Genomic DNA, 25,425 nt, shown 5'->3' with positions numbered 1-25,425 from the left:
CCATGCCTTATCGGGCCGCGCCCCTGTCTCCAGCGGGTACGCCGTTGGGTCTGGGTGCGCCCCGTCAAAACGCAAGGGGGTGCAGGGGGTTCAAGACCCCCTGCAGGATCTTCAAATCAAAACAGGACTCACGCCGCTTCCGCCTGACGGGCGACCTTGGCCAGGCCCTTGGCGAGTGAGAGCGCGCCGGAGAGGCGGGTGGCCTCGTCGGTCCATGCCCGCACGACGACCAGCTTGTGGTCGGGGCGGAGTTTCGCGGTGCCCTTCAGCTTGGTGAGGTAGGCGACCAGCCCGGCCGGGTTGGCGAACTGGTCGTTGCGGAAGGTGACGGTTGCGCCGCGCGGTCCGGCGTCCAGCTTGGCGATGCCGGCGATGCGGCAGAGCGCCTTGATTTCCACCACATGGAGCAGGTTGCGGAACTCGCGCGGCATCTTGCCGAAGCGGTCGATCATCTCGGCGGCGAAGGAGTCGATCTCGGCGCGGGTGGAGAGCTCGCCGATGCGCCGGTAGAGCCCCATGCGGACAGTGAGATCGGGCACATAGTCCTCGGGGATGAGGATGCTCGCGCCCACATTGATCTGGGGCGAGAACTCCTCCTGCTCGATCTCGCTCTCCTTGACGCCGGCGGCGCGCGCCTGGGCGGCGGTGATCGCCTCCTCCAGCATCTGCTGGTAGAGCTCGAAGCCGATCTCGCGGATGTGGCCGGACTGCTCGTCGCCGAGGAGGTTGCCCGCACCGCGGATGTCGAGGTCGTGGCTCGCCAGCTGGAAGCCCGCGCCAAGCCCCTCGAGGCTGGAGAGCACCTGAAGGCGCTTCTCGGCGGTGGGGGTGAGGGGCGTCTTGGGATCGGTCGTCAGGTACGCATAGGCGCGCACCTTGGAGCGGCCGACGCGTCCGCGCAGCTGGTAGAGCTGGGCGAGGCCGAACATGTCCGCCCGGTAGAGGATCAGCGTGTTGGCGCTGGGGATGTCGAGGCCGGACTCCACGATGGTGGTGGAGAGCAGCACGTCATACTGCCGGTCGTAGAAGGCGGTCATCCGCTCCTCGATGTCCGAGGCGGCCATCTGGCCGTGGGCGGTGATGAACTTCACCTCCGGCACCGCCTCGCGCAGGAAGGTCTCGATTTCCGCCAGATCGGAGATGCGCGGCACCACGATGAAGCTCTGGCCGCCGCGATAGTGCTCGCGCAGCAGCGCCTCGCGGATCACCACATCGTCCCACGGCGCCACGTAGGTGCGCACCGCCAGACGATCGACCGGCGGCGTGGCGATCAGCGAAAGCTCGCGCAGGCCTGTCATCGCCATCTGCAGGGTGCGCGGGATGGGCGTCGCGGTCAGGGTCAGCACGTGCACGTCGGCGCGCAGCTGCTTCAGCCGTTCCTTGTGGGTGACGCCGAAGTGCTGTTCCTCGTCCACGATGACAAGGCCCAGCCGCTTGAAGCTGATGCCCTTGCCCAGCAGCGCATGGGTGCCGATGACGATATCGACCGTGCCATCCGCCAGGCCCTGTTTGGTCGCGGTCTGCTCGCGCTGGGAGACCAGCCGGAACAGCTTGCCGATCCGCAAGGGGAAACCGGCGAAGCGCGCCTCGAAGGTGGCGGCGTGCTGGCGGGCGAGCAGGGTGGTCGGCGCGATGACCGCCACCTGGTGTCCGGCCATGGCGGCGGCAAAGGCCGCGCGCAGCGCCACTTCGGTCTTGCCGAAGCCCACGTCGCCGCACACCAGCCGGTCCATCGGCTTGCCGGAGGCGAGATCCTCCAGCACGTCGTTGACGGCCTTCAGCTGGTCTTCCGTTTCCGCATAGGGGAAGCGGGCGCAGAATTCGGCGTAGGCGCCCGAGTCCGTCTCGATCACGTCCGCTTGCCGGAGCGCACGCTCGGCCGCCACCTTGAGCAGCTCGCCCGCGATCTCGCGGATGCGCTCCTTGAAGCGGGCCTTGCGGGCCTGCCAGGCAGCGCCGCCCAGCTTGTCCAGCGCCACGCCCTCGCTGTCCGAGCCGTAGCGGGTGAGGACGTCGATGTTCTCCACCGGCACGTAGAGCTTGTCGCCATCGGCGTAGGTCAGCTGCACGCAGTCGTGCGGGGCGTCGCCCACCTCGATGGTGGCCAGCCCCTCGTAACGGCCGATGCCGTGCTCCGAGTGCACCACCAGGTCGCCGGTGTTGAGCGCGGTTACCTCGGTCAGGAAGTTGTCCGCCTTGCGGATGCGGCGGCGCTTGCGCACCAGCCGGTCGCCGAGGATGTCCTGCTCGGTCAGCACCGCAACGTCCGCCGTGGTGAAGCCGTGGTCCAGCCCCAGCACGATGAGCGCCACGCCCTTGGCGCCGACGCCCAGCGCTTCCTGCCAGCTGTCGGCAAAGATCAGGGGCTTCACGCCATGGTCCGCCAGCAGCCCTTCCAGCCGCTCGCGCGAGCCTTCGGTGTAGCTGGCGAGGATGACCTTCCGGCCGCTGCGGCGCAGCTCCGCCAGATGCGCGCCGACCGCATTGAACACGTTGCCCGGCTGGTTCGCCCGCTCGGGCGCGAAGTCGTGGGCGGGGGCGGTGGCAAGGCTGAGGATGGTCTCGGACGGGGGCTGCTCGAAGGGAGTCGTCGCGTGGGCGCGGGCGGCTTCCAGCGCCGCGCGCCAGCCGTCCGGCGTGAGATAGAGCTGGTCGGGCGGGAGCGGGTGGTAGCTGCCCTTGTCCGCCAGCAGGGCGGAGCGGCGGGCGTCGTAATAGTCGTTGATCGCCTCGAAGCGGGTTCTGGCGGCGGCCTCCGCGTGTGCGTCCAGCAGGATCGCGTCCCGCTCGCCGAGGTAATCGAACAGGGTGGCCAGTTCTTCCTCGAACAGGGGCAGCCAGTGCTCCATGCCGGCGAGGCGGCGCTGCTCGGAGACCGCCGCATAGAGCGGGTCATGGCCCAGCACGGCCCCGAAGGCCTCCACATACCGCTGGCGGAAGCGGCGGACGGAGTCCTCGTCCAGCAGCACCTCGTTGACCGGCATCAGGGTAAAGCGCTCGATCCGCTCGACCGTGCGCTGGTCGGCCGGCTCGAAGCGGCGGATGGAGTCGATCTCGTCGCCGAAGAAGTCGAGGCGGACCGGCAGCTCCTGCCCGGCCGGGAACACATCGACAAGGCCTCCGCGCACGGCGAACTCGCCGGGCTCCACCACCGTGTCGGCGCGCACGTAGCCCGCGGCCATGAGCAGGGCGGTCAGGCTCTCCCGGTCCAGCGCGTCGCCCACCGCGATGCGGCGGACCAGCTTGCGGATGCGGTGGGGCTGGAGCGTCCGCTGGATCGCGGCATTGACCGTGGTGACCAGCAATTGCGGCTTGTCGCTTCGCTTGCCCGCAAGGCGCGCCAGCGCTGCCAGCCGCTCCGCCACCACGCGCGTTGCGGGCGAGGCGCGGTCGTAGGGCAGGCAGTCCCACGCGGGGAGGTAGACGACCTCCAGTTCCGGCGCGAAATAGGGTGCGGCATCCGCCACCTGGCTGGCGGCTGCGTCGTCGCGGGCGATGTAGACCGCCCGGCCGCTCTGCCCGGCGGCGCGGGCAAGGTCCGCCAGCAGCCAGGGCACGAAGCCTTCGACGCATCCGGCCAGCGTGAGGCCGGTCGGGCTTTCCAGGATCTGTTTGGGTGCGATCAACGGTTTACCGGCAGATAGTCAAGGCGACGCATGGCGTCCATGATGGGGCCGTGATAGTGCGCGGGCGGCTCCTGGCGACCGATCATCCAGGCCATGATGTCCACGTCGTTTTCCTCGAGAAAACGCTCGAACCATGCCACATCCGCCTCGCTCATGGTGGCGATGTTGCGCTCGACGAAGCTGCCAATCATGATATCGGCCTCCTTCGTGCCCCGGTGGCTGGCGCGAAAGAGCAGCCTGCGCTTGCGGCTCTCAAGATCCGAACTCATGTCTCTGTCATCCTGTGGTATAGAGCGGGCGCGCACCTTAGGCTAAGGTGTGCCGAGTTTGAAGCCTTGAGACGATGCGCCCGGATAGCCTTTTTCCTCTTTTTGCCCCTGCCACGTCCTTGCGCGGCGTGGGGGCGGCCCTGGCGAAACAGCTGCACCGCATCAACCTCGACCGGGTGGTGGACCTGATCTTCCACCTTCCGGTCGATGTGGTGGAGCGTCCGCTGTGGCCCGCCCTGCGCCGGGCGGCGGAGGGCAAGACCGGCACCATTGCCGTCACCGTGGCCGAGCATGTCCAGGGCGGCCCGCGCAGCCCGTTGCGGGTGTTGTGTCACGATGCGGAAGGAGAAACGCTTACGCTCGTGTTCTTCTCCAATCCGGGCAACACGGTGGGAAAGCGGCTGCCGGTGGGGGCGGAGCGGCTGGTCTCCGGCAAGCTGGAGCGGTTCGGGGCCATGCTCCAGATGGTCCACCCGGATTATATCGTCGATCCCCGCCAGCCCGGGCAGACAGAGCAGATTCCGGCGCGGGAGCCGGTCTATGGCCTGACCGAAGGCGTCTCCAACAAGCGCATGCGCCTGTGCGTGCAGGCGGCGCTGGAGAGAACCCCGGCGCTGCCGGAATGGATCGACCCCGAACTGGCGCAGCGGCGGAATTGGCCCGCCTGGCGCGACGCGCTGGCGGAGATCCACTCCGGCGAGGGCTCGTTCGAGGCGCGGGAGCGGCTGGCCTATGACGAGCTGTTCGCCAACCAGCTGGCGCTCGCGCTGCTGCGCGGCCGCACCCGCAAGCGCAAGACCGAGCCGCTGATCGGCGACGGCCGGCTGGTCGCACAGGTGCTGAACCAGTTGCCGTTCCGGCCGACCGGTGCGCAGGCCCGCGCCTTCGAGGAGGTGAGGGCGGATCTGGCCCGCCCCGAGCCGATGCTGCGCCTGCTTCAGGGCGACGTGGGCTCGGGCAAGACGCTGGTGGCGCTGATCGCCATGCTGACCGGCGTCGAGTGCAAGGCGCAGGCGGCGCTGCTGGCACCCACCGAAATCCTCGCCCGCCAGCATTACGCCACGCTGACCAGGCTGGTGGGGGACGCGCCGGTGCGCATCGCTTTGCTCACGGGCCGGGAGAAGGGCAAGGGCCGCGCGGCGCTGCTGGAGGCACTGGCGGCCGGAGAGATCGACATTCTGGTCGGCACCCACGCCGTCTTTCAGGAGGACGTGACCTACCACAACCTCCGCCTCGTGGTGATCGACGAACAGCACCGCTTCGGCGTGCACCAGCGCCTGATGCTGATGGAGAAGGCCGCCGCGCCCGCCCACCTGCTCACCATGACGGCGACGCCCATACCGCGCACCCTGACGCTGACGCTCTATGGCGAGATGGATGTCTCCAAGCTGGACGAACGCCCGCCCGGCCGCCAGCCCATCGACACCCGCGTCGTCTCGCTCGACCGGCTGGAGGACGTCTACGCCGGGCTCGCCCGCGCCATCGCCTCCGGCGCGCAGGCCTACTGGGTCTGCCCGCTGGTCGAGGAGTCGGAGAAGGTGGACCTTGCCGCCGCCGAGGCCCGCGCCGCCGACCTGCAACAGCGCTTCGGCTCGGCCATCGGCCTTGTCCACGGCAAGATGAAGGGCGCGGAGAAGGATGCCGTCATGGCGGCGTTCCAGTCCGGCGAGATCAAGGTGCTGGTGGCGACCACCGTCATCGAGGTAGGCGTCGACGTGCCCAACGCCACCCTCATCATCATCGAGCAGGCCGAGCGCTTCGGCCTGGCCCAGCTGCACCAGCTGCGCGGCCGAGTCGGGCGCGGGCAGGGCAAGTCCACCTGCCTTCTCCTGCGCGGCTCCAACATCGGCGAGACAGCGCGAGCCCGCCTCGCCATGATGCGTGAGACCGACGACGGTTTCCGTATTGCCGAGGAGGATCTGCGCCTGCGCGGCGCGGGCGAGATCCTGGGGGCGCGCCAGTCCGGCTTCCCCGATTTCAAGCTGGCGGATCCCATGCTCCACGGCGACCTCCTCGAAGTCGCCCGTGACGATGCCCGCGTGCTCGCCATGAAAGACCCGGCGCTCACCTCGCCCCGGGGCGAGGCAGCCCGCACGCTGCTGTACCTGATGGAGCGGGACGTGGCGGCAGGGCTGCTGCGCTCTGGTTGAGGTACGCTCTGGTTGAGGTGCACTCTGGTTGAGGCGGGAGCACCTGCCGGGCCGGATCCGGCAGTTCGGACAGAGCAGATCCTAATAACACGACATTAATGTCGTGTTCCGGTGGGCGTCATAATCCTTTTGGCCTATATACGAAATCGCCGGGCTGGCGGAACCAACCCGGCGATTGGCGGGATTTCTCCCGTCGAGTCCAGAAGGAGACAAGAATTGGACACTCTGATCCTTCTGGCCTTCATCCTGACCCGGATCGAGATTTCGATCAAGATCCGGCTCAGGAGATAAGGTCAGGCCCCGGGAAGATACCGCTCTTCCCGGGGATGACCAAGGGGGAAAACGCATGCTGAACAGACTAAGCGGGGCAGAAGCGCGCGCCATACGCAAGGGGCGCAGGCTTCAGGGCACGCTCAAGCTGACGCAGGAACGGCTTGCTCTTCTGTTTGGTGTGGATACCAGGAGTGTCCAGCGATGGGAGGCGGGAGATGTGCCGATCGATGCGCGCACAGCTCTCGCCTTCCGTTTTATCGCCGAGGCCCCGCAGGAGGTGCTGGACCGGCTGTGGGAAGATGCCCGGGCGGCGCGGGCGGGGCCCGCCGCTGAGACTGTACGGCCTAGTTGACGTCCGGCCGCGCGGCCTTGACCCGTCTGGCCTTTCCCTTCTCGCCCTTGGCCTTGTCGCTCTGGCCGGCGATGCCGAAGGAGACCACCAGCTTGATGCCTTCCTCCACCGTCATGTCGAGGGTGCGCAGGCGCGAGCGCGGCTGGAACACCACGAACCCGGCGTAGAGGTTGGGTGCGGTCGGCACGTAGACGCTGACCACCTCCTCGGTTTCGGCGCAGCCCGTGTCGCGGCGCACGTGCTCGGCGATGTCGTGGGGGGCGACGGCGGCGACAAAACCGGTCACCCAGCGGCCCTCGGCCGGGTATTCCACCAGCACCACCTCGCGGAAGGACATGCCGCCCGGGCCGATGACCGTCTCGAACACCTGCTTGACCGGCCGGTAGATCGCCCGGATCACCGGCGTGTGGTTGAGCATGTACTCCCACATCCGCAGCAGCCACTTGCCGATGACGTTGGCGGCGACGGCGCCCAGCAGGGTAAGGCCGGAGACCACCACCAGCAGGCCGATGCCCGGCACGCCGACGCGGCGCACTTCGGGCGGCAGCAGCGGCGTCACCAGCTCGTCGATCGCGCCGATGACGCTGACGATCAGATAGACCGTAATGAGCACCGGCGCTGCCACGACAATGCCGGTGAGGAAATAGGTCCGCAGCCGCTGGCGCAGACCAGGGCGCTGCTTCTCGGGGGCCGACGGGGGAGGGGACACGTCCATCCTTACTGTCAGATCAATGACTTGTCATAAATTCGGTAGGTTTTGTAGATGAAGCAGCCGATGTTCTCGAGGATATTCCGCATCGGCAGGTTGTCCTCCAGAATCCAGGACAGCTCACCCCGGTTGGAGTAGACGCCCACCGCATCGCGCCGGATGTGCTCGATCAGCATCATGGCCATCAGCGCGCCGTTGCGGCTGGCCTGATGCTCCTTGCGGACGCCCATCAGCGGCACGCGGACGCGCTGGGTGAACGGGGTGCCGCGCAGACGCCACAGCAGCTTGGCCCAGCCGAAGGGGAACAGGCGGCCGTTCAGGTCGCGTTGCAGCTCGTTCAGGTCCGGCAGGGTGAGCATGAAGGCGGCGGGCTTGCCATCGAACTCGCAGACGCGCACCAGATCCGGCTTCACCAGTGGCTTCATCTTCTTGGCGGCGTAGGCGATTTCGGCCTCGGTCAGGGGGATGAAGCCCCAGTTGTCCGACCACGCATCGTTCAGGATCTCCAGCACCAGCCGCACCTCCTCCTCGAAGCGGGAGGGGTCGGCCTTGCGGATGCGGATGCGCGGGTTCTTGTCGCCCGCCGCCACGATGCGCTGGATGCGCTCGGGAAAGCCCACGGTGATATCAAGGTCGTAGGCGTAGAGGTCCTTCACCTTGGTGTAGCCCTGGGCTTCCACCAGCCCGGCATAGTAGGGCAGGTGATGCGGCGTCATCAGCAGCGGCGGATGCTGGAAGCCGTCGATGAGGAGGCCGGGCTCATCCCAGATGGAGAGGCTGAACGGGCCCATGGCGCGGGTCATGCCGCCGGCCCTCAGCCAGCCTTCGGCGGCCTCGAACAGGCGGGCGGCGGTTTCCGGGTTGTTCTCGCACTCGAACATCCCCCACTGGCCGATGCCTTGCCCCATGTGCTGCTGCACCAGCGTGTCGATCTGGGCGGAAATGCGGCCCACCGGCTTGCCGTCGCGCAGCGCCAGCCAGTAGCGGGCCTTGGCGTGGCCGAAATAGGGGTTGGACTTCTCGGAGAGCAGCCCCTTCACCTCGCTGAGGAGGGGCGGCACCCAGTTGGGATCGTCGCGGTAGAGCGACCAGGGCAGGCGCACGAAGGTGTCGAGATCGGCGCGCGAGTCAACCGGGCGGATGTGGAGAGTCGAGGCGGTGGTCAGCACGCGGGGTCACTCCTGAAAGGGCGTTCGGATGTCCGATGGTCCAATACTATGGCATATTTGGGGCCGGAAATGACCGCCTGGCGGCGGGATTGGCGACCGGGAGAGCCGGTTTGCCAGAGACTTACACCTTGATCCGCATCCATCTGGCGAAGCGGCCCAGCGCGGCCCGGTCCGGCTGGCAGAGGCCGAACCGCAGCGACAGCCAGAAACTCGCCGCGAACATCGCCACCGCCACCACCGCGCCCAGCGGTTCGGACCAGTGGCTCACCGCCGCCTCGCTGGCCAGCACCAGAAGGGCGGCCAAGAGGCTCACCGACAGGGTGCGCCAGAACGGCGGCTGGAACGGGTGCAGCCGGTTCGACCAGTAGAGTTGCAGCAACGCCAGCAACGCGACGAGGTTGAGCGATATCGAGACGGAAATGGCCATGCCCATGGCGCCAAACCGCGGGGTCAGCAGGAACGCCAGCACCAGCCAGCTGACGAGCCCGGCGGCGCTGTTCCACAGCATGAGCCGCCGCTGGCCGATCACTTCCAGAATGGCGCTGCTCGGCCCGAGCAGGGCCTCGACGGTGCGTCCGACCGACAGCACGATGACGAGGGAGAGGGCCGCCCGCGCCTCGGGGGCGAACAGCAGCAGGATCTCCTGCGAAAGGCCGATGACGGCGGCGAGCAGCGGCAGGATGCCGGCAATGGCGAGCCGGGTGGCAAAGCCGTAGAGCGGCTCGACCGCCTTGGAATCGATGGCGGCCTTCTGGGCCGAGGCCAGCGGGGCCATCACATAGCCGAAGCTGAGCTTCACCATCTGCATGACGCTGGCAACCTTGCGGGCAATGCCGAACAGCGCCGCCGCCGTTGCGCCCTGAACGCCCGGCAGCATCAGGTTCAGGAGGATGGGCGGCAGGTCCGAATAGCAGCGCTTCAGGATGTTCCCCGGCAGCACCGCCAGCCCGTAGGTGAGCATTTCGTGCACCATGCCCTGCGGCACGCGGGCGCGCAGCACCAGCTTCAGGTCGTAGTAGCGGCCGAGCAGGCGCAGCGACAGGGCCGAGATGAACAGCAGCGAGGCCAGATGCGCCACCACCAGCCCGAGGCTACGCATGCCGATGCCGAAGCACAGGAAGGCGAAGGCGAGGCGGCTTGCCTGCTCGTAGAACACCTTGAGGCGGATCTCCGGCCCGAAGGCGCGCCGCGCCCGCATGGCGGAGCCGGCCACCTCCATGAAGGTCCACAGCGGCAGTGCCCAGGCGAACAGGCCAATGGCGAGCGCCAGCGTTTCCTGGTCCCTCGGCGAGGCGTTCACCACCTTGGCCAGCCAGGGCGCGGTGAGGGACCCGAGCGTGGCCAGCGGCACGGTGGTGGCGAGGATGACCAGAATGGCGACCTTGACCGCCGCGTGGGCTTCTTCCTCGTTGCGGGCCTGGGGCACCACGCGCTGCAGCACGCTGGTCATCGCCAGGTCGAAGATGTTGGAGATGATGTTCACGGCGGCCCACAGCACCGTGTAGACGCCGTAGGTGGCCACCGAGAACAGCCAGGTGTAGGCGGGCTGGCTGATCAGCTCGATCACGGCGCTGAAGCGGGCGAGCAGGGCCGTGGCCGCGCCACGCGCCACCTCGCCCTCGGTGACGGGCTTGCGCTCGATTTCGACGGGTTCGTCCTGCATGGGAGACGGTGTCATTCTTCCGTTCGAAACAGAACGCTCTCACCGATGCACAGGAAAAGCAGCGGCGCCGCCCAGGCCGCCAGAAACGGCGGTACGGAGCCGAACTGTCCCATGGCCAGCATGAAGTTGTCCGCGACGAAATAGCCAAAGCCCAGCGCCATGCCGATGACGATCCGCACGAACAGCTTGCCCGAGCGCACGACGCCGAAGGCGCTGACAGCGGCCAGCAGCGGCATCAGCATGGAGGAGAAGGGCCCTGAGATCTTGTGGTAGAGCGAGGCGACCAGGCTCTCGGTCGGGCGGCCGCCTTCCGACAGTTCCCGGATGGCCTGCCGCAGCCGCGTGTAGGAGACGGTGGCCGGGTCAACCGCCACGGCAAGGAAGCGGTCGGTCTGCACGTTGGTGCGCCAGGGCAGGGTATCCTGTGCGGTGGCCGGCTCGCCGGTCGGGCTGTAGACCCGGACGCTGTGGAGCGTCCATGCGCCGTTGGCGTAAACGGCCTTCTCGGCGGTGGTGATGCGGCGCAGGTGGCTGCCCTCCTGCCGCTCGAACAGCTCGAAGCCGGGGAGGATCAGCTGGCCCTGCCGCTGAATGGCCTCGCGGGCGTGGATGATGGTGTCGCCATCCGCCACCCAGATCTCCTGGCCCTCCGGGGGCTGGATCACGCTGCGCGGGGCATAGTCCACCCGCTCCCATGCCTGAAGCCGGGCGGTGGACTGCACCACAACCGTCTCGTTGAACAGGAAGTGGCCGGCGCTGATCAGCCCTGCGGCGGCCACCAGCGGCATCAGCACCTGATGGGCGGAGATGCCCGCCGCGCGCATCACCACGACTTCGCTGTTCTGGTTGAGTGTCGCCAGGGTGACGAGCGTGCCCAGCAGCACCGAGAAGGGCAGGAACTGGGAGATGAGCTGGGGCATGCGCAGGCTCACGTAGTGCGCCAGCGCCCCGTAGCCATTGCCGTCCACCGCCAGGATCTTGTCCGATTCCGACAGCAGATCCAGCGTTTGCAGCACCATGACAAGGCCAATGAGGAACGCCAGCACCCGAACGACGAACATCTGGCCGAGGTAGCGTGCAAGCGTTGAGGAAGGGAACAGCCGCATGGTCTCTTGCCCGTCAATGAGCCAATTTCCGGCGCCGGCGGAATGGGGTGATGAGGCGCTTCATCTGTTTCGTTAGTGTCTCGCCGGTACGGATGATCCGCCCGATCGGCGGCTCGCCGACCCGGTATGCCACTTGGCGGAACAGCCAGACGCTGTAAAGCGCAAACACCGCAAAGGGAACCCATTGCAGCACGGCGGCGGGCGCCACCCCGTCACTGCTGAGCTTCTCGCAGAACTCGGAAATCTCGTTGTAGACGACCAGAATGACGATGCCGGCGAACACGCCCAGCGCCGAGGTGTTGCGCTTGGGCGGTATGGCAAGGCCCATGCCGAGGAACGGGATGACGAACAGCACCGCCACCTGAACGAGGCGGCGATGGAAGTTGGCGCTGGCTTCCAGCTTGGCCTTGGGCGTCTTGTTTTCATCGTTCTGGGTAATGAGCAGCTCCGGCAGCGTCAGCTCCAGATACTCGTTGCCGCGCGCGCGGAAGGCTTCGAACTCCGGCAGGTCCACCGGGAGGTCGTGCTGGTCGAACTGGAGCAGCCGCTGGGTGGAGGAGTCTTTGCCGCGCAGCACCAGCTCGCCATTGAACAGGCGGAACAGCACGATGTTGGGGTCGTCCGTCGCGAGGAAGGTGCCCCGGTCGGCGGTGACGGTCAGAATGGAGCCGTCCTTGTCCTCCGCATGCACGAAGATGCCCGAGAGCACCCGGCCGCCCTCCCGCGACTCCTCGATCCGCAGGGTCAGCTTCTTGCCGAGGTGGGCGAACTCCCCGACCTTGATGCTGGCTCCCAGCGCGCCCGAGCGCAGCTCGAAACGCAACCCCTCGTAGGCATAGCGGCTGTAGGGCTGGATGAAGCCCACCAGCCACAGGGTCACGAACGCCAGCAGCCCGGCAAGCAGGAACGGCACCACCAGCAGCCGCAGGTGCGACACGCCCGAGGAGGTGATGGCGTCCATCTCGTTGCCAACAGCAAGTTTCCGGAAGGACAGGATGACGCTGAGCAGCAGGCCGATGGGAATGCCGAGGGCAAGATACTGGGGAATAAGGTTTCCCAGCATCTGCCAGACCACGGTGACGGGCCCGCCTTCGTCAATGACGAAAGTGAACAGGCGCAGCATCTTGTCCAGCAGCAGAAGCAGGGCCGAAACCAGAAGAGTCGCGATCAGCGGAACGAAAATCAGCCGGGAGATATAACGGTCAAGGTGGTTGATCATCGCGGTATTGTCGCCGATTGGTCAAACTTTGGCCGCGAACGACCCCCACAGAGAATAGTTGTGGGCTCGGTATAGCTCGCGGAAGGGAAGAGGTCACATGAAAAATCGCTGCCCGAAAGCGCCTGTCTCCGCCCTGGCCGTGTTTGCGGCGGCGGTTGCGGCTGTGTCTGCGGCTGCGCCGGTGGCCTCAGCCCACGCGGCGGCCAGTCTCGGGCCGCATGCGGAACGGTGCGCCCCGGGCGCAACGGACCCGGCGGTGCAGCTCACCATCACCGGTTTCAAGGACCGCGAAGGTCAGCTCCGCATCAAGGCCTTCAACGGCGAGGGAGACGATTTTCTCAAGTCCGGCAAGTACTTGGTCAAGTTTGACGTGCCGGTTTCGTCCTCGGGCGACATGACCGTGTGCGTCCCGCTGCCCGGCGGCCATGCCCGCTATGCGATTTCCGTTCTCCATGACCGGGATATGGACGGCAAGACCGACCTGTGGAGCGACGGCTTTGGCGTCTCCAACAATCCCAAGCTGAAGTTCTCCAAACCCAAGCCCGGCGAAGTGGCCTTTGCCGCGCCGCAGGCTGTCGGTGTGATGCGCATCGTTCTCAACTATGTCTCCGGCCTCAACGTTGGGCCGATTCGGAAATCGGAGTGATTCATGTCACTGGTTGCGCTGCTGTCCAACCCTCTGTCGACCAGGAACAAGGATCTCCTCCCGCGTATCCGGGAGCTGGTGGCGACGTGCCCCAATCTGTTCCACGTCGAGCTGAGCGACATCAACGAGATCCCGGAGGCGCTCAAGCTCATTGCCTCGGTCAAGCCGGCGGTGCTGGTCATCAACGGCGGAGATGGCACCGTCCAGGCCGCGCTCACGGAGCTGTACCATGCCCGGCCGTTCGGTGACACCATGCCGCCGGTGGCGGTGCTGCCCAACGGCAAGACCAACCTGATCGCCGCCGATCTGGGCGCCTCGGGCGATCCGCTCCAGGCACTGCGCCGGATCGTGGAGATCGCCCACGGCGACCTGTCGGCCCATGTGGTGGAGCGCCGGCTCATTGCCCTGTCGGACGGGCGGGGCAACCGCCCGGTGCTCGGCATGTTCCTGGGCGCGGCGGGCCTGCTCAGCGCGCTGCTGTTCTGCCGTAACCGCATCTATCCGCTGGGCCTGTCCAACAAGATCTCCCACTTCCTCGCGGCGGTGGCGACGCTGGTCGGCGTGATCATCGGCGGCAAGTCGCGCCTGTCGCCGATCCGGTCCGAGCCGCTGCGCGTCACCGTGCGCGGCATCGGCACCTACGAGGGACGGTTCTTCATCCTGCTGGTGACGACGCTTGAGAAGCTGCTGCTGGGCGTGCGGCCCAAGGAACAGGCCGCCAAGGATTCCCTCAAGATGATCTGCCTGGAGCAGCGCCGCATGAGCATTCTGCGCACGGCCATCTCCATGCTGATCCTGCGCTCGAAGGAGGTGGAGGAGACGCCGGGCCTGCATCTGGACGGCGGCTCGGAAATCCTCATCGAAGGCCGCGACCCGGCCGTGCTGCTGGATGGCGAGATCTACAAGGCCGCCCCCGGCCGCCCGATCGTGCTGACCCAGACCGCCCCGCAGCCGTTCCTCTCGCTGGCGGCCTGAGGCAGTCCTGTTGTATTCCAACGTTGTATTCCAACGTTGTATTCCAAGGGGGGGTCTCGGACCCCCTTGGAGATCCCCCTTGCGTTTTAACGGGCCGCGCCTGTCTCGCACGTGGTGCGCCCCGATCATCTGGATGGCACGCGTGAAATGACGGGCACGGCCGTTGAACCGAATGGGAGGAGCAGGAGGGTCCAGAACCCTCCTGCCTCAAACCTCATCGACCTCATTTCCTCCCAGCTCGCCACGCCGCCGCATCCTGTGGTGGCGGCCTTCGCCGAGCGGGTGGCAAGCCGCTACGGCGCGGCGGCGCAGGCGGTGCTGTTCTACGGCTCCGCCCTCAGGACCGGCGACCTCTCCGGCACCTTGCTCGACTTCTATGTGCTGGTGGACAGCTACCGGCACGCCTACGGCAGCGCGGGCCTCGCCATCGCCAATCGGCTCATTCCGCCCAACGTCTTCTACGCGGAGGAGGAGATCGAGGGCGTTACCTACCGCGCCAAATATGCCGTTCTCACGGTCGAGCAGTTCCGCCATCTCGCCAGTCCCGCCTGCTTCAACGTCTCGGTGTGGGCGCGTTTCGCCCAGCCGTCGCTGCTGGTATGGGCGCGGCCGGAGGCGAGGGGCGCCGTCATCAGCGCCGTCGCCCAGGCGCCTGCCACGTTGCTGCGCGCGGCCCGGCCGATGCTGCCCGCCGAGGCCACGGTCCGCGCGCTGTGGGTGGCCGCCTTCGGCCTGACCTACGGCTCCGAACTGCGCGCCGAGAAGAAGGGCAAGGGCCTCGAACTGTTCGACCTTGCGCCGGACTACTACCTCGCCATCACCGCGCCCGCGCTGGAAGCCGCCGGCATCCCGGCCACGGTAGAGGGCGATCGGGTGGCGCTTCCCGCCGTCACCGGCGCCCGGCGCCTCCGGGGCCGCATCGCATGGTCGCTGCGCAGCCTGCAAGGCAAGCTGCTCTCCGCGCTGCGCCTCATCAAGGCAACCGCCACCTTCACCGGCGGCATCGACTACCTCGCCTGGAAGATCACCCGCCACTCGGGCGTTACCGTCGAGATCAAACCCTGGCACCGCCGCCACCCCATCATCGGCGGCCTCGTCCTGTTCCGGGACCTCAAGCGCAAGGGCGCGATCCGGTAGGGTCTGGGGGAGTTTTTCAGGACTTTTTTGTTTGCAGGAGGGTCTCGGACCCTCCTGCACCTCCCATTTCGTTTATCGGGCCGCGTTATCTGTGCGCCATCTGAAACGGGGTATTTGAATGGGCCGCGCCCTTGTTCACACGCACGTCCCTATAGAAAAAAGGGAGGTGCAGGAGGGGTAAGCCCCTCCTGCAATCAATGACCTGAAATCACAAAGAAAAAAGAGGCGGAGCCTTGCGGCCCCGCCTTCATGTCCCGTGCGTGTGGGCTGTGCCTCAGGCCGAGGTGAGCGGCACGTCGAGGAACTTCTGGCCCAGCGGGTAGCCCACGGCGTGGGCGGCGGCGGTGAAGCGCTCGACGATGGTCTTGACCTGTTCCGGCCGGTGTTCGGCGCACAGCGACATGCGGATGAGGTAGAGGCCGTGCGGCGTGGCCGGCGGGCGGGCCATGTTCACGTAGACGCCGTTTTCGAGCAGGGTGGCCCACAGCTTCACGGTCGTGTCCTGATCCGGGCAGATGACCGCGATGATGGCGCTTTCCGCTTCCTCGGTGCCGAGCTGGAAGCCGGCGGCCTTGAGGCCGCTGTGCAGGCTGCGGCTGTTTTCCATCAGCTGGCGGCGCCGCTCGGACTGGGTGGCGATCAGCTCGATGGCCTTGCGGGCGGTGGCAACCACCGACGGCGGCAGCGAGGCGGTGAACACGTAGGGGCGGCAGACCACCCGCAGGATGTCGAACTTCGGGTGATTGGAGACCACGAAGCCGCCGATGGTGCCGACCGACTTGGAGAAGGTGCCGACGACGAAGTCCACCTGGTCCTCGACGCCTGCGGCCTCGACCACGCCGCGGCCTTTCTCGCCGAAGAAGCCCATGGCGTGGGCTTCGTCGTCGAGGATGGTGGCGTCGTGCGCCTTGGCGACCTCAACCAGTTCCTTCAGGCGGGCGATATCGCCCAGCATGGAGTAGACGCCTTCCAGCACCACCAGCTTGCCCGCTTCCTTCGGCAGGCGGCGCAGGCGCTTGTCCAGATCCTCCGGCGAGTTGTGCTTGAAGCGCACCACGTCGGCGTTGCCGAGCATGCAGCCGTCATAGATGGAGGCGTGGCTGTCGGCGTCGATGATGATGTAGTCGCCCTTGCCGACCAGCGTGGAGCACATGCCCAGGTTCGCCTGGTAGCCGGTGGAGAACACCATGGCATGTTTCGTGCCGTAGAAGTCGGCCAGCGTCTGCTCCAGCGCCTTGTGCCCGGCGTAGGTGCCGTTCAGCACGCGGCTGCCGGTGGTGCCCGAGCCGAACTGCTCCAGCGCTTCCTGGCCCGCCTTGATCACCTCCGGGTGGAAGGTGAGGCCCATGTAGTTGTAGGTGCCGACCAGGATGGTGTGGCGGCCGTTGATGATGGCCTCGGTCGGCGAGATCACCTTTTCCATCACCACACGGAACGGGTCCGGCAGGCCGGTGGCGTTCAGCGCCGCCCGTTCGTTGATGAGTCCGTCGAATTTGGCGAGCAGATCAGCCATTGGCCCGATCCTTCAGGATCTTCTCGACAGCAGAGGCCACGTGGCCAATGGTCTCCAGATCCGGCAGCATGTTGAGCGGCAGGGTGATGTCGAACTCGTCTTCAATGGCTGCAACCAGATCCATTACGGTCAGCGAGTCAAACTCCAGATCGCTGGCGAACGACGTATCGGGCGTCAACGCAACGCCCTTCTTGTTGAACGGCGCGATCAGGCGGGTGAGAACTTCGTAGATTTGTTGGTGCGACAGCATAAACGACGACCTAGTTGCATGTGTTTTGTCCCGCATGCTCCGACATTATGGTCAAAGCGGGGCAGGGCGAGGGCAGAAGCCTGCCGGTTCGCGAGTCTCTTAGTCCGGGTCGGGGCTTATGACCATCCCTCGTCATGGCCGCTCGTCACCGCTACCCGTCAAAGCCGCCCGTCACAGCCATCCGTGGGCCTGATACCAGCGGGCGGTCTCCAGCAGCCCTGCGTCGGCGCTGATGGCCGGCTGCCAGCCGGTCAGCCGCTGCAGGGTGTCGTCCGCCGTGGTCCAGTCCGGGTGGAGCAGCTCGCGCACCTTGCCGGGGGTCACCATCGGCACCCGGCCGAGGAACGGCGCCAGCACCGCATTGGCCTGGCCCACGCCGCGCAGGAGCAGGGCCGGCACCGGCACGCAGGCCACCCGCTTGCCGAAGGCCGCGCCGATCCGCTTGTAGAGGTCCGCCAGCAGGTAGCCGCCCGGCTGGCCGTCGTGCACTTCGGCGAGGGTGCCGTGGATGGACTCATCGGCGTCCAGCGCGGCCGCGAGCGCTGCGGCGAGGTCGCCCACATGAATGAGGGAGGCGCGCGCCCGGGCATTGGGCAGGGGCGCAAGGCCGAACTTCGCGGCCTGGAACAGGCTGAGGGTTTCCCGGTCGCCGGGGCCGTAGACGGCGGGCGGGCGCACAATGGCCCAGGTTCCCCCGGCCCTGGCGCGCACCAGCTCCTCGGCCTCGCGCTTGCTCCAGGCGTAGTCGGAGAGAGAGGGCTCCCGTGCCGCGAGGGACGAGACATGGAGAAACCGCTCGACGCCGCCGCCGGCGCAGGCGGCCAGGATTCGCTCGGTGCCCTCGATGTTGGCGCGGGCGAAATCGTCGCGGTTGCGGCCCTTGATGGCGCCCGCCACATGGATGCAGTGGCTTGCGCCCAGCACCAGCTCGGCAAGGGAGCGCGCATCCTCAAGGCTGCCCTTCACCCAGGTGATGCCGGATTCCAGCACTTGCGGGCGGCGGGTGAGGGCGCGCACGTCCCAACCCAGCCGGGCCAGCTGGCGGATCAGGTGCGTGCCGACGAACCCGGTCGCGCCGGTCACGGCGACGACCCGGTTCGTCATGGATCGATTCTGGCTGGACGCGCTCAAGCCGCGACGCTGAGCGGGACGATCTGGCCGGAGAGATACAGCTGGCGCGCCTTGGAGCGGCTCAGCTTGCCCGAGGAGGTGCGCGGCAGGCTGCGCGGCGGCACCAGCTCGACGATGCAGTTCATGCCGGTGATCTGGCGCACCTTGGCGCGGATTTCCTCGCGCAGGCGGATGCGCTCGGCCGGGTCGGAGACGCGGCACTGCACCAGCACGGCGGGACGCTCCTCGCCATTGGGCTCGGTCACCGCGAAGGCGGCGATGTCGCCGTTCTTGAAGCCCGGCAGCTGCTCAACGGCCCACTCGATGTCCTGCGGCCAGTGGTTTTTGCCGTTGATGATGATCATGTCCTTGGCGCGGCCGATGATATAGAGCGAGCCGTCCAGCAGGTAGCCCATGTCGCCGGTGTCGAGCCAGCCGTCCTCGCTGAGGCACGCCCGGGTCGCTTCCGGGTCGCGGAAGTAGCCCTTCATGATGGATGGGCCCTTGACCAGCACGCGGCCGATCGCCCGCTCCGGCAGGACCTTGTCGTTCTCGTCGCGGATCTCGATGAAGTGATCCGGCAGCGGCTTGCCGCAGTTGACGATGGCGCGGTAGCGCGCCGGCTGGCGCGGGTCGCGCGGGCTGTCCATGTCGCCCGAGAGCATGCGCTCGTCCACCAGATCGGTGATGATGCCCTGGCCGACGGGGACAAAGCTGATGGCGACGGTCGCCTCGGCGAGGCCGTAGGACGGCATGAACGCACCCGGCTTGAAGCCCGCGGGGGCGAACGCATCGATGAAGGCCTGCATCACGTCCGGGCGGATCATGTCGCCGCCGTTGCCCGCCACGCGCCAGCGCGACAGGTCGAACTTCTCGGCCACGTCGGACGGGGCGCGACGGGCGGTGATGTCATACCCGAAAGTCGGGCTGTAAGAGATTGTGGTGCCTTTGTTTTCCGAGATCAGCTTCAGCCACGTCAGCGGGCGGCGCACGAACTCGTCCGTCGGGATAAGGTCGGTCGAGACCTGGCTCGTCAGCGTGGCGAGGAAGCAGCCCACAAGGCCCATGTCGTGATAGAACGGCAGCCAGGAGATGCAGCGGTCGGTCGGCTGCACGCGGGTGCCGTGGTAGGCCTGGCCGTGGCAGTTGGCCAGCATGGCGCGGTGGGTCACCTCGACGCCGTGCGGGAAGCGGGTGCTGCCGGAGGAGTACTGGAGGTAGGCCACATCGTCCGGGTGCGCCTTGGGCAGCTCGCCCTCGGCCTGCGGCAGGGCGGCAAACGCCTCCCAGTCGCCGACGAAGACCGCGCCCAGGCCGTCGGCGGCCTCGCGGATGATGTCGATCAGGCCCGACGGGGCCAGCACCACCTTGGGCTCGCTGCTGGAGAGCTGGTTGCGGATCTGCTGGATGTAGCCTTCGCGGCCACCGAAGGAGGTGGGCAGCGGCAGCGGCACCGGCAGGCCGGTCGCGTAGGCGCAGGCGCTGAACGCGATCATGAAGGCGGAGGAGGTCTCGGCGATCAGGGCGATGCGATCACCGCGCTCCACGCCCAGATGCATCAGGCGCCGGGCATGGGCAATCGCGCCTTCGCGCAGGGCGGAGAACGGCAGCACTTCCTTCAGCTCGCCGCGGGCGGTGTAGACGTTGAAGCCGCGCACACCCTGCGCTGCGTAATCCAGAGCCTCGGTGAAGGTCTCGAAGTCCGCATAGCGACGGGGCAGGCTGTCTTCCGTCGGCGTCGGCGTCAGCACAGCCGCGTTCACTTGCGCGGCCGGCTTTCCGTTCAACTGATCCGCCACCCCGTTCACGATGTCGGCATTGAGTTGCTGCGAAGTCGAATTCAGCAACGCTGCGCTCCCGTCTCTAATAACTGACCCAACCACGCGTGACTCGCGGGTTGCATCTCAAAACTGTCATCCAGCATGGACTTTTGCCTGTCAGTCGCGTTCAAATTCCGGCCCGACTGTGGCAGGATCAAGGCGATTGATCCCTGAGACGTTCCTATGAAGTGTCTTTCCGCATGGCTCAAGCCCCTTTGAATACTGCGCGTTTGAAAGACCTGGCCCTGCGCTACGTCTCCCGTTACGCCACCACGCGCCACAAGCTTGCCACTTACCTGCGCCGCAAGGTTCGGGAAAAGGGGTGGGATGCCGGGTCGAACGTCGAGGCGGTAACGGCGGACGAGGGGCTGGACAGCGCGGCCGAAGCGGCGATCGCGGAGGCGGTGGGTTATGTGGAGCGCCTGGGCGCGGTGAATGATGTGGCCTTTGCCGAGGGGCGGGCGCGGGCGCTCACCCGCCGGGGCATGGGCGCGCACCGCATCCGCCAGGCGCTGAGCGGGGCAGGCATCGGAGCGGAGGTGACGGACGAAGCCCTTCACGAGGTGGATGCGCTGGAGGCCGCCGTCGCCTACTTGCGCCGCCGCCGCTGGGGGCCGTTCGGAGAGGGAGCGCCCCATGATCCCGATGCCCGGCGCAAGGCGTTTGCGGCCATGATGCGCGCCGGCCACCCGCCGGACCTGTCGGGCAAACTGCTGCGGCTCGCGTCGGAGGAGGAGCTGGAGCAGTTCCGCGCCGAACGCGCTGTCAGTTAATCAAAACGAAAACCAATCAGTCGGTTACACGATATTTTGAAGTTTTCGCGCGAGGAGCGCTTCGGCCTGAGCGGGCGTGTCCACATCCTGAAGCACGCCGGGGGACGGGGTTTCCACCTCGGCCACCGCGTCCTGAAGCTCGGCCAGCAGGTGCCTTGCCCCTACATCGCCGCTGAGGGCCATCAGGCGCGGGAAATGCTGGCGTGCCCACAGCACCGGATTGCCGCGCCGGCCCTCGTGGACGGGCACGCAGATGGAGCGGCCCGCCGCCGGGTCGAACGCTTCCATCAGCGCGCGCAGGGTGGCGGGCGTCACCTCCGGCATATCGCCGAGGCAGATGAAGCACCCGCTCCATGTCTCCGGGATGCTGGAGACGCCGGCGCGGATGGACGTGCTGAGGCCGTCCGCAAAGTCGGCGTTGTGAACGAAGCGCACGGGCGTGTCCGCAAGGGCGGCCCGCACCCGTTCGGCCTCGCATCCCGTCACCACGATCGGCGGCGGCAGACCGGCCGCGCAGAGGGTGCGGACCACATGGGCGAGGATCGGGCGGCCGTCTACCTCGATCAGCAGCTTGTTCGTCTCGCCCATGCGCCGGGACTGCCCGGCAGCGAGCACGATCGCCCCGATCGGCCCCGGCTGGTCCGAAGTTGCATCGGCGCTGCGGCGCGGCGTCGGCCGCTCGGGGATCTCATCGATGAGGCCGCCGACGCCCATGTGCGCGATCGTGCGGCTGTCCACGGAAAGTCCGGCTGCCAGCCGCTCCAGCACCATGTCCAGTCCGTTGCGCTTGGGCGAGCGGGCGCAGCCCGGCAGGCCCAGCACCGGGCGGTCGCCGAGGCGGGCGAGGCAGAGCAGATTGCCGGGGTCGACCGGCATCCCCAGCCGCTCCACATGGCCGCCCGCGCGGACAATGGCGGCCGGGATCACGTCCTGCCGGTCGGCAATGGCTGAAGCGCCGATCACCAGCAGGATATCCTCGGGCGCGTCCTGGAGCGCCCCTGCCACGGCTGCGGTCTCGTGGGGCACGATCAGGGTCCGGTCGAGCCCGAGCCCGAGCGGGGCAAGGCGCGCCGCCGTGACCCGCTCGGTCTTGGCGAACAGGGCATCGCTCTGGCCGGGGAGGCGGGTCTGGATCAATGCCACCCGCTGCCGCTGAAAGGGGGCGAGGCCAAGGCCGATCTCCGCCGCCGCCTCCAGCGCTGCCGCAACCCGCGTGCGGGGCACGGCATAGGGAATGATCTTGATGGTTGCGACCATCTGGCCCGCCGCCGCCCGGGCATGGCGGGGCAGGGTCGCCAGGGTGATCGCCTCGTCCACCAGATTGAAGCGGTGCACCGCCTCGACGTCCAGCGTCACCAGGCCCGGCACGTCCGCATAGAGATTGCAGCGCCCCGTTGCCGCCTTGCCAACCCGCAGGCCGGGGGCGGCCAGCCGTTCGGCCAGAAGCCGTGCCGCGTCGTCCTCCAGCAGATCCTCCGCATCCGGCTGTGCCACCACCACCTGATCAAGGCCGGCGGCCTCAAGAAACCGGATGTCGTCTGCCGTCAGCCGCAGGCCCTTGCGCAGACGGCGGCCGCCAACGCTCAGGCTGTGGGCGAGGATGGCACCTTCGGCGTCTTTCGGGGCGACGGGGCCAAAGCGCATCAGGCCGCTCCTTGCCGCAGATGGGCCGTCATCTGCGCGGCAATGGAGAGGGCAATCTCGGCGGGCGATTTCGCGCCGATGGCAAGGCCGGCCGGGCCCTGAATACGCGCCAGTTGCGCGTCATCGAACCCCTGCGCCTTCAGCCGCTCCAGCCGGGCAGCGTGGGTTTTGCGCGAGCCGAGCGCGGCAATATAGAAGGCAGGCGAGGCGAGAGCCGCCGCCAGCGCGGGGTCGTCCAGCTTGGGATCGTGGGTGAGGGTGACGATGGCCGAGCGGCTGTCCGGCTTCCACGCCCGCAGCGCCTCGTCGGGCCAGAGCGGGGAGACCTCCACATCCTCGAACCGCCCCCTGGCGAACGCGGCGCGCGGATCGATGACGAACGGCGCATAGCCCAGCGCCCGCGCCATGGGCACCAGCGATTGCGCGATATGGACCGCGCCGACGATGGCGAGACGCAGCGGCGGTTCATAGACCGCCAAGAGCCAATCGTCCGCCGGAGCGGTGTGCGCCTCGGCGATGGCGCTGACGCCGGTGGAGATGCGGGTGGCAACCGCAACGCTGCGCCCGGCGCTGCGCGCGTCGAGAATACGGCGCATCAGCTCAGGCGAGAAGTGGCGCTCGTCCACGGGCTGAACAAGCACGGAAATGCGGCCGCCGCAGGCGAGGCCCACGGACCAGGCCTGGCTGTTGCTCACGCCATAATCAAGCCGGAGGGCGCGCCCCTCCGCCAGTGCCTGCTGCGCGTTCACGATCACGTCGCCCTCGACGCAGCCGCCGCTGACCGATCCCTGAAACAGGCCATCGTCCCGTACCACCATGTGGGACCCGGCAGGGCGAGGGGCGGACCCCCAGGTTTCGATCACGGTTGTCAGGGCCACCCTGTGGCCTTCGCCGCCCCATGCGAGCGCCTGGCGGAACAGGCTGGCGATATGGTCCTCAGTCGGTGTCATGGCTTGAAACAACCTCCGAGCCGATCCTCGCGACCCGCCTTGCTGATACTGAACATGGGGCAGGATCCGCAAGGGCGGCACATTGGCCGCGAAGACCCGGGCCTTCGCGGGCGGCGCCGGGTGCATCACGCGTGCGCCGGACCTTCCGGCTGTGATGAGGGTGGTTTTACTGGCCGGTGTAGTAATATAATATCATTAGTGATTTCACGGATTTGACCACGTGTGCCGGGCATGTTCGGGGCGCAGGGCGATCGTCCAAAAATGCGCCGAGTCGAGTGTGATTCTAGGCGGATGGTCTCGATGATACCGCTGGCACCTACCCGATCGGGTTAATAGCAACAAAAAGGGGGGTGCTGAAAATGGTCGTAGAGGGTTCGGCCGCCGGCGCCGTGGGCGCAGGTAGTGGTTGAATTAAGTCTGATTTAACCATATGATTCCAATTTCGGACCAACGTACTGTTAGCAAAGGTTTTTTTGTTAATACCGTTGGCTTGGTGAAGCGTTTTGGCAGGGGGATTTCAGACGCTCGACCAATAGATTACTTTGATAAGTTTAATTATTGCGTCCATGAAAGCGGGCGCGTCAGGACTTTGAAAATTGGACGCGCTGAGAACATGTGCTAATTGTCGTCGTAGCACAATTCTGTGGTGCATAGCGTTGGAAGGAACCAAATGGCGGAGAGGGTTCAAGGAGGGGAGAACCTCGACCGGCAGTCCGATGTCGTTGGGGAAGAAGTCACCGGGACCGTAAAATGGTTCGATGCCGTAAAAGGTTACGGCTTTCTGGTGCCTTCTAACGGCGGCGGAGATGTCTTGGTTCACTTTACTGTTTTGCGGGAGGTGGGGCGTCGCACTTTGCCTGAAGGGGCGACGGTAACCTGTCTTGCCGTGAGGCGGGATCGCGGCCGTCAGGCGTCGAAGATCCTCAGTCTGGATCTCTCGACGGCGATCGGCCCTGATCCCGAGACGGTTTTGCAGCGTGTTGCCGAGAGGACGGATCCACTTTCGCTCCTGCCTCTGGCCGGAAATTTTGAAACCGTTACGGTAAAGTGGTTCAATCGGTTGAAGGGGTATGGCTTCCTCTCACGTGGTGTGGGAACGCAGGATATCTTCGTTCACATGGAAACGCTGCGGCGGGCGGACATACTGGAGCTGGTCCCTGGTCAGAGCTTGAAGGCCAGGATCGCATCCGGCGAGAAAGGACCGCTGGCCGTTGTCGTGGAAAAAGTGGATGACGCATGAACCAGTACGTGAGTTGGGGGCATGAAGTTTAAGTCATCCCCGTTAGGGATATCCCTGGGGGCGGGCGTGGCAATTGCTGCGCTCGCCCTTGTCGTGCAGGGAGGTGGCGTGCCCGAAAATAGCGTGCCGGGAGGTCATGCGGACCGGGCGGGCGTTGCCGCGCCAGGGTTCAGTCTCGGCTTTGCGCGCGCCGAAGCCCGGCCGGATGGACAGCCGCAGCGGCTGCCGGTCTCCGGCCTGTCGATCAGGACCGCGGCCGGAAAGCAGTTCAATTTTTCCGTCGAGGTGGCCCGCACGCCGGAGGAACTCGCCACCGGCCTCATGTATCGCCGCGAATTGGCGGAAGATGCGGGCATGTTGTTTCTCTTTCGGCGGCCGCAACGGGCGTCGTTCTGGATGCTGAACACCTATATTCCGCTCGATTTGATCTTCATCGGAACGGACGGGCGCATCGAGAGCATTCAGGCCAACGCCAAGCCGATGACGATGGACCCCATCCAGTCCAAGGGGCCGGTGATTGCGGTTCTGGAAATCGGGGGCGGTTTGGCGGCGCGCCACGGCCTTGCCCCCGGTGACCGGGTTCTGCACGCGGAACTGCCAAAGGAAGGCACGTCCTCCCAAAGGCGGGGCGGCGCGGGCTTTTTCTGGAAACCTCATAGTTGACGGCCTGGATCAGGCAATCTCCCGGGCCCGGCTGTGACGGGCGGCAGCGTGGCTGTCGCACCGATCAGCCGGGGACGGGGGCGTTTGCGCGTCATTTCGGTCTCGTGCCGGGCCTTGCTGACGGGGGCGCGGGACGGAGATCTGACTTGTTGCCGGAATGATGCCGGT

Annotated in this window: 21 protein-coding genes; 8 read left to right on the top strand and 13 right to left on the bottom strand. The window is 66.9% G+C overall.

Translation table 11 applies throughout. From position 1 onward, the window contains the following. Positions 1-128 precede the first annotated feature (128 nt). Both mfd and ACSJJU_RS08665 read right to left on the bottom strand, forming a co-directional pair. Entirely contained in the window at positions 129-3,626 is a 3,498-nt protein-coding gene (gene mfd / locus ACSJJU_RS08670) for a transcription-repair coupling factor (protein WP_435914962.1), read from the bottom strand. Next, positions 3,623-3,895: a succinate dehydrogenase assembly factor 2 gene (locus ACSJJU_RS08665; protein WP_435914961.1), complete on the bottom strand. Its 273-nt coding sequence runs from the start codon at positions 3,893-3,895 to the stop codon at positions 3,623-3,625. Before ACSJJU_RS08665 ends, mfd begins: the two co-directional genes overlap by 4 nt. A 74-nt stretch (positions 3,896-3,969) precedes the next feature. On the opposite strand from ACSJJU_RS08665, the gene recG reads away from it, so the two are divergent. Continuing rightward, the gene (gene recG, locus ACSJJU_RS08660; protein WP_435914960.1) at positions 3,970-6,045 is read left to right on the top strand and encodes an ATP-dependent DNA helicase RecG; all 2,076 of its coding nucleotides are present in this window, start codon (positions 3,970-3,972) and stop codon (positions 6,043-6,045) included. 346 nt (positions 6,046-6,391) lie between these two features. Then, positions 6,392-6,670, top strand: a complete 279-nt coding sequence (locus ACSJJU_RS08655) for a helix-turn-helix domain-containing protein (RefSeq protein WP_435914959.1) — start codon at positions 6,392-6,394, stop codon at positions 6,668-6,670. Here the strand turns inward: ACSJJU_RS08655 and ACSJJU_RS08650 are convergent. The 5 genes from ACSJJU_RS08650 to ACSJJU_RS08630 form a co-directional block, all read right to left on the bottom strand. Next, positions 6,663-7,379 carry a DUF502 domain-containing protein gene (locus ACSJJU_RS08650; protein WP_435914958.1) on the bottom strand — a complete coding sequence of 239 codons (717 nt, stop codon included), beginning with the start codon at positions 7,377-7,379 and terminating at the stop codon, positions 6,663-6,665. The two genes, ACSJJU_RS08655 and ACSJJU_RS08650, sit on opposite strands and share 8 nt — an antisense overlap. Before the next feature lie 14 nt (positions 7,380-7,393). Then, positions 7,394-8,548 (bottom strand): N-acetyltransferase, encoded by a 1,155-nt coding sequence (locus tag ACSJJU_RS08645; RefSeq protein WP_435914957.1) that lies wholly within the window; start codon positions 8,546-8,548, stop codon positions 7,394-7,396. 121 nt (positions 8,549-8,669) lie between these two features. After that, complete coding sequence (locus tag ACSJJU_RS08640; RefSeq protein WP_435914955.1) at positions 8,670-10,211, bottom strand: lipopolysaccharide biosynthesis protein; 1,542 nt, start codon at positions 10,209-10,211, stop codon at positions 8,670-8,672. Between the two features lie 11 nt (positions 10,212-10,222). After that, positions 10,223-11,317: an LPS export ABC transporter permease LptG gene (gene lptG, locus ACSJJU_RS08635; protein ID WP_435914954.1), complete on the bottom strand. Its 1,095-nt coding sequence runs from the start codon at positions 11,315-11,317 to the stop codon at positions 10,223-10,225. Between the two features lie 13 nt (positions 11,318-11,330). After that, on the bottom strand, positions 11,331-12,536 hold the full coding sequence (locus ACSJJU_RS08630; protein WP_435914953.1) for an LptF/LptG family permease: 1,206 nt from the start codon (positions 12,534-12,536) through the stop codon (positions 11,331-11,333). Positions 12,537-12,633: 97 nt separating this feature from the next. Here ACSJJU_RS08630 and ACSJJU_RS08625 point away from each other — a divergent pair, with 97 nt between their 5' ends. The 3 genes from ACSJJU_RS08625 to ACSJJU_RS08615 all read left to right on the top strand — a co-directional run bounded on the left by ACSJJU_RS08625 (position 12,634) and on the right by ACSJJU_RS08615 (position 15,294). After that, entirely contained in the window at positions 12,634-13,182 is a 549-nt protein-coding gene (locus tag ACSJJU_RS08625) for a DUF2141 domain-containing protein (protein WP_435914951.1), read from the top strand. Between the two features lie 3 nt (positions 13,183-13,185). After that, on the top strand, positions 13,186-14,157 hold the full coding sequence (locus tag ACSJJU_RS08620) for a diacylglycerol/lipid kinase family protein (RefSeq protein ID WP_435914949.1): 972 nt from the start codon (positions 13,186-13,188) through the stop codon (positions 14,155-14,157). Between the two features lie 261 nt (positions 14,158-14,418). Next, the gene (locus tag ACSJJU_RS08615) at positions 14,419-15,294 is read left to right on the top strand and encodes a hypothetical protein (RefSeq protein ID WP_435914948.1); all 876 of its coding nucleotides are present in this window, start codon (positions 14,419-14,421) and stop codon (positions 15,292-15,294) included. A gap of 274 nt (positions 15,295-15,568) precedes the next feature. Here ACSJJU_RS08615 and spt read toward each other — a convergent pair whose 3' ends face one another. The 4 genes from spt to ACSJJU_RS08595 form a co-directional block, all read right to left on the bottom strand. After that, positions 15,569-16,807, bottom strand: a complete 1,239-nt coding sequence (spt, locus tag ACSJJU_RS08610) for a serine palmitoyltransferase (RefSeq protein WP_435914947.1) — start codon at positions 16,805-16,807, stop codon at positions 15,569-15,571. Beyond that, entirely contained in the window at positions 16,800-17,057 is a 258-nt protein-coding gene (locus tag ACSJJU_RS08605) for an acyl carrier protein (protein WP_435914946.1), read from the bottom strand. Before ACSJJU_RS08605 ends, spt begins: the two co-directional genes overlap by 8 nt. A gap of 171 nt (positions 17,058-17,228) precedes the next feature. Next, positions 17,229-18,161 (bottom strand): NAD-dependent epimerase/dehydratase family protein, encoded by a 933-nt coding sequence (locus ACSJJU_RS08600; protein WP_435914945.1) that lies wholly within the window; start codon positions 18,159-18,161, stop codon positions 17,229-17,231. Between the two features lie 23 nt (positions 18,162-18,184). Beyond that, a complete protein-coding gene (locus ACSJJU_RS08595) occupies positions 18,185-19,966 on the bottom strand; it encodes a fatty acyl-AMP ligase (RefSeq protein WP_435915081.1) in 1,782 nt (593 codons plus the stop codon). A gap of 251 nt (positions 19,967-20,217) precedes the next feature. Here ACSJJU_RS08595 and ACSJJU_RS08590 point away from each other — a divergent pair, with 251 nt between their 5' ends. Continuing rightward, positions 20,218-20,760 (top strand): regulatory protein RecX, encoded by a 543-nt coding sequence (locus ACSJJU_RS08590; RefSeq protein ID WP_435914944.1) that lies wholly within the window; start codon positions 20,218-20,220, stop codon positions 20,758-20,760. A gap of 24 nt (positions 20,761-20,784) precedes the next feature. On the opposite strand, the gene ACSJJU_RS08585 is transcribed toward ACSJJU_RS08590, so the two are convergent. Further along, positions 20,785-22,404 (bottom strand): NTP transferase domain-containing protein, encoded by a 1,620-nt coding sequence (locus tag ACSJJU_RS08585; protein ID WP_435914942.1) that lies wholly within the window; start codon positions 22,402-22,404, stop codon positions 20,785-20,787. Further along, positions 22,404-23,354 carry an XdhC family protein gene (locus tag ACSJJU_RS08580; protein WP_435914940.1) on the bottom strand — a complete coding sequence of 317 codons (951 nt, stop codon included), beginning with the start codon at positions 23,352-23,354 and terminating at the stop codon, positions 22,404-22,406. The genes ACSJJU_RS08585 and ACSJJU_RS08580 overlap by 1 nt, the downstream gene beginning before the upstream one ends. A 670-nt stretch (positions 23,355-24,024) precedes the next feature. Here ACSJJU_RS08580 and ACSJJU_RS08575 point away from each other — a divergent pair. Continuing rightward, a complete protein-coding gene (locus ACSJJU_RS08575) occupies positions 24,025-24,594 on the top strand; it encodes a cold-shock protein (RefSeq protein ID WP_435914939.1) in 570 nt (189 codons plus the stop codon). Positions 24,595-24,660: 66 nt separating this feature from the next. Further along, the gene (locus ACSJJU_RS08570; RefSeq protein ID WP_435914938.1) at positions 24,661-25,257 is read left to right on the top strand and encodes a DUF192 domain-containing protein; all 597 of its coding nucleotides are present in this window, start codon (positions 24,661-24,663) and stop codon (positions 25,255-25,257) included. Positions 25,258-25,425: the final 168 nt, after the last annotated feature.

The sequence above is a fragment of the Pedomonas sp. V897 genome, assembly GCF_051304405.1.
Classification (GTDB): Bacteria; Pseudomonadota; Alphaproteobacteria; order Sphingomonadales; family Sphingomonadaceae; genus Pedomonas.
This window is presented reverse-complemented; position numbering and strand designations above follow the sequence as displayed.

What these genes read in the sequence shown, in the direction of transcription:
- ACSJJU_RS08630 (WP_435914953.1), bottom strand. Translation starts at nt 12,536, where the DNA reads ATGATCAACCACCTTGACCGTTATATCTCCCGGCTGATTTTCGTTCCG.
- ACSJJU_RS08580 (WP_435914940.1), bottom strand. Translation starts at nt 23,354, where the DNA reads ATGACACCGACTGAGGACCATATCGCCAGCCTGTTCCGCCAGGCGCTC.
- ACSJJU_RS08640 (WP_435914955.1), bottom strand. Translation starts at nt 10,211, where the DNA reads ATGCAGGACGAACCCGTCGAAATCGAGCGCAAGCCCGTCACCGAGGGC.
- ACSJJU_RS08620 (WP_435914949.1), top strand. Translation starts at nt 13,186, where the DNA reads ATGTCACTGGTTGCGCTGCTGTCCAACCCTCTGTCGACCAGGAACAAG.
- ACSJJU_RS08575 (WP_435914939.1), top strand. Translation starts at nt 24,025, where the DNA reads ATGGCGGAGAGGGTTCAAGGAGGGGAGAACCTCGACCGGCAGTCCGAT.
- ACSJJU_RS08665 (WP_435914961.1), bottom strand. Translation starts at nt 3,895, where the DNA reads ATGAGTTCGGATCTTGAGAGCCGCAAGCGCAGGCTGCTCTTTCGCGCC.
- ACSJJU_RS08655 (WP_435914959.1), top strand. Translation starts at nt 6,392, where the DNA reads ATGCTGAACAGACTAAGCGGGGCAGAAGCGCGCGCCATACGCAAGGGG.
- ACSJJU_RS08585 (WP_435914942.1), bottom strand. Translation starts at nt 22,404, where the DNA reads ATGCGCTTTGGCCCCGTCGCCCCGAAAGACGCCGAAGGTGCCATCCTC.
- spt (WP_435914947.1), bottom strand. Translation starts at nt 16,807, where the DNA reads ATGGCTGATCTGCTCGCCAAATTCGACGGACTCATCAACGAACGGGCG.
- lptG (WP_435914954.1), bottom strand. Translation starts at nt 11,317, where the DNA reads ATGCGGCTGTTCCCTTCCTCAACGCTTGCACGCTACCTCGGCCAGATG.
- ACSJJU_RS08625 (WP_435914951.1), top strand. Translation starts at nt 12,634, where the DNA reads ATGAAAAATCGCTGCCCGAAAGCGCCTGTCTCCGCCCTGGCCGTGTTT.
- recG (WP_435914960.1), top strand. Translation starts at nt 3,970, where the DNA reads ATGCGCCCGGATAGCCTTTTTCCTCTTTTTGCCCCTGCCACGTCCTTG.
- ACSJJU_RS08600 (WP_435914945.1), bottom strand. Translation starts at nt 18,161, where the DNA reads ATGACGAACCGGGTCGTCGCCGTGACCGGCGCGACCGGGTTCGTCGGC.
- ACSJJU_RS08605 (WP_435914946.1), bottom strand. Translation starts at nt 17,057, where the DNA reads ATGCTGTCGCACCAACAAATCTACGAAGTTCTCACCCGCCTGATCGCG.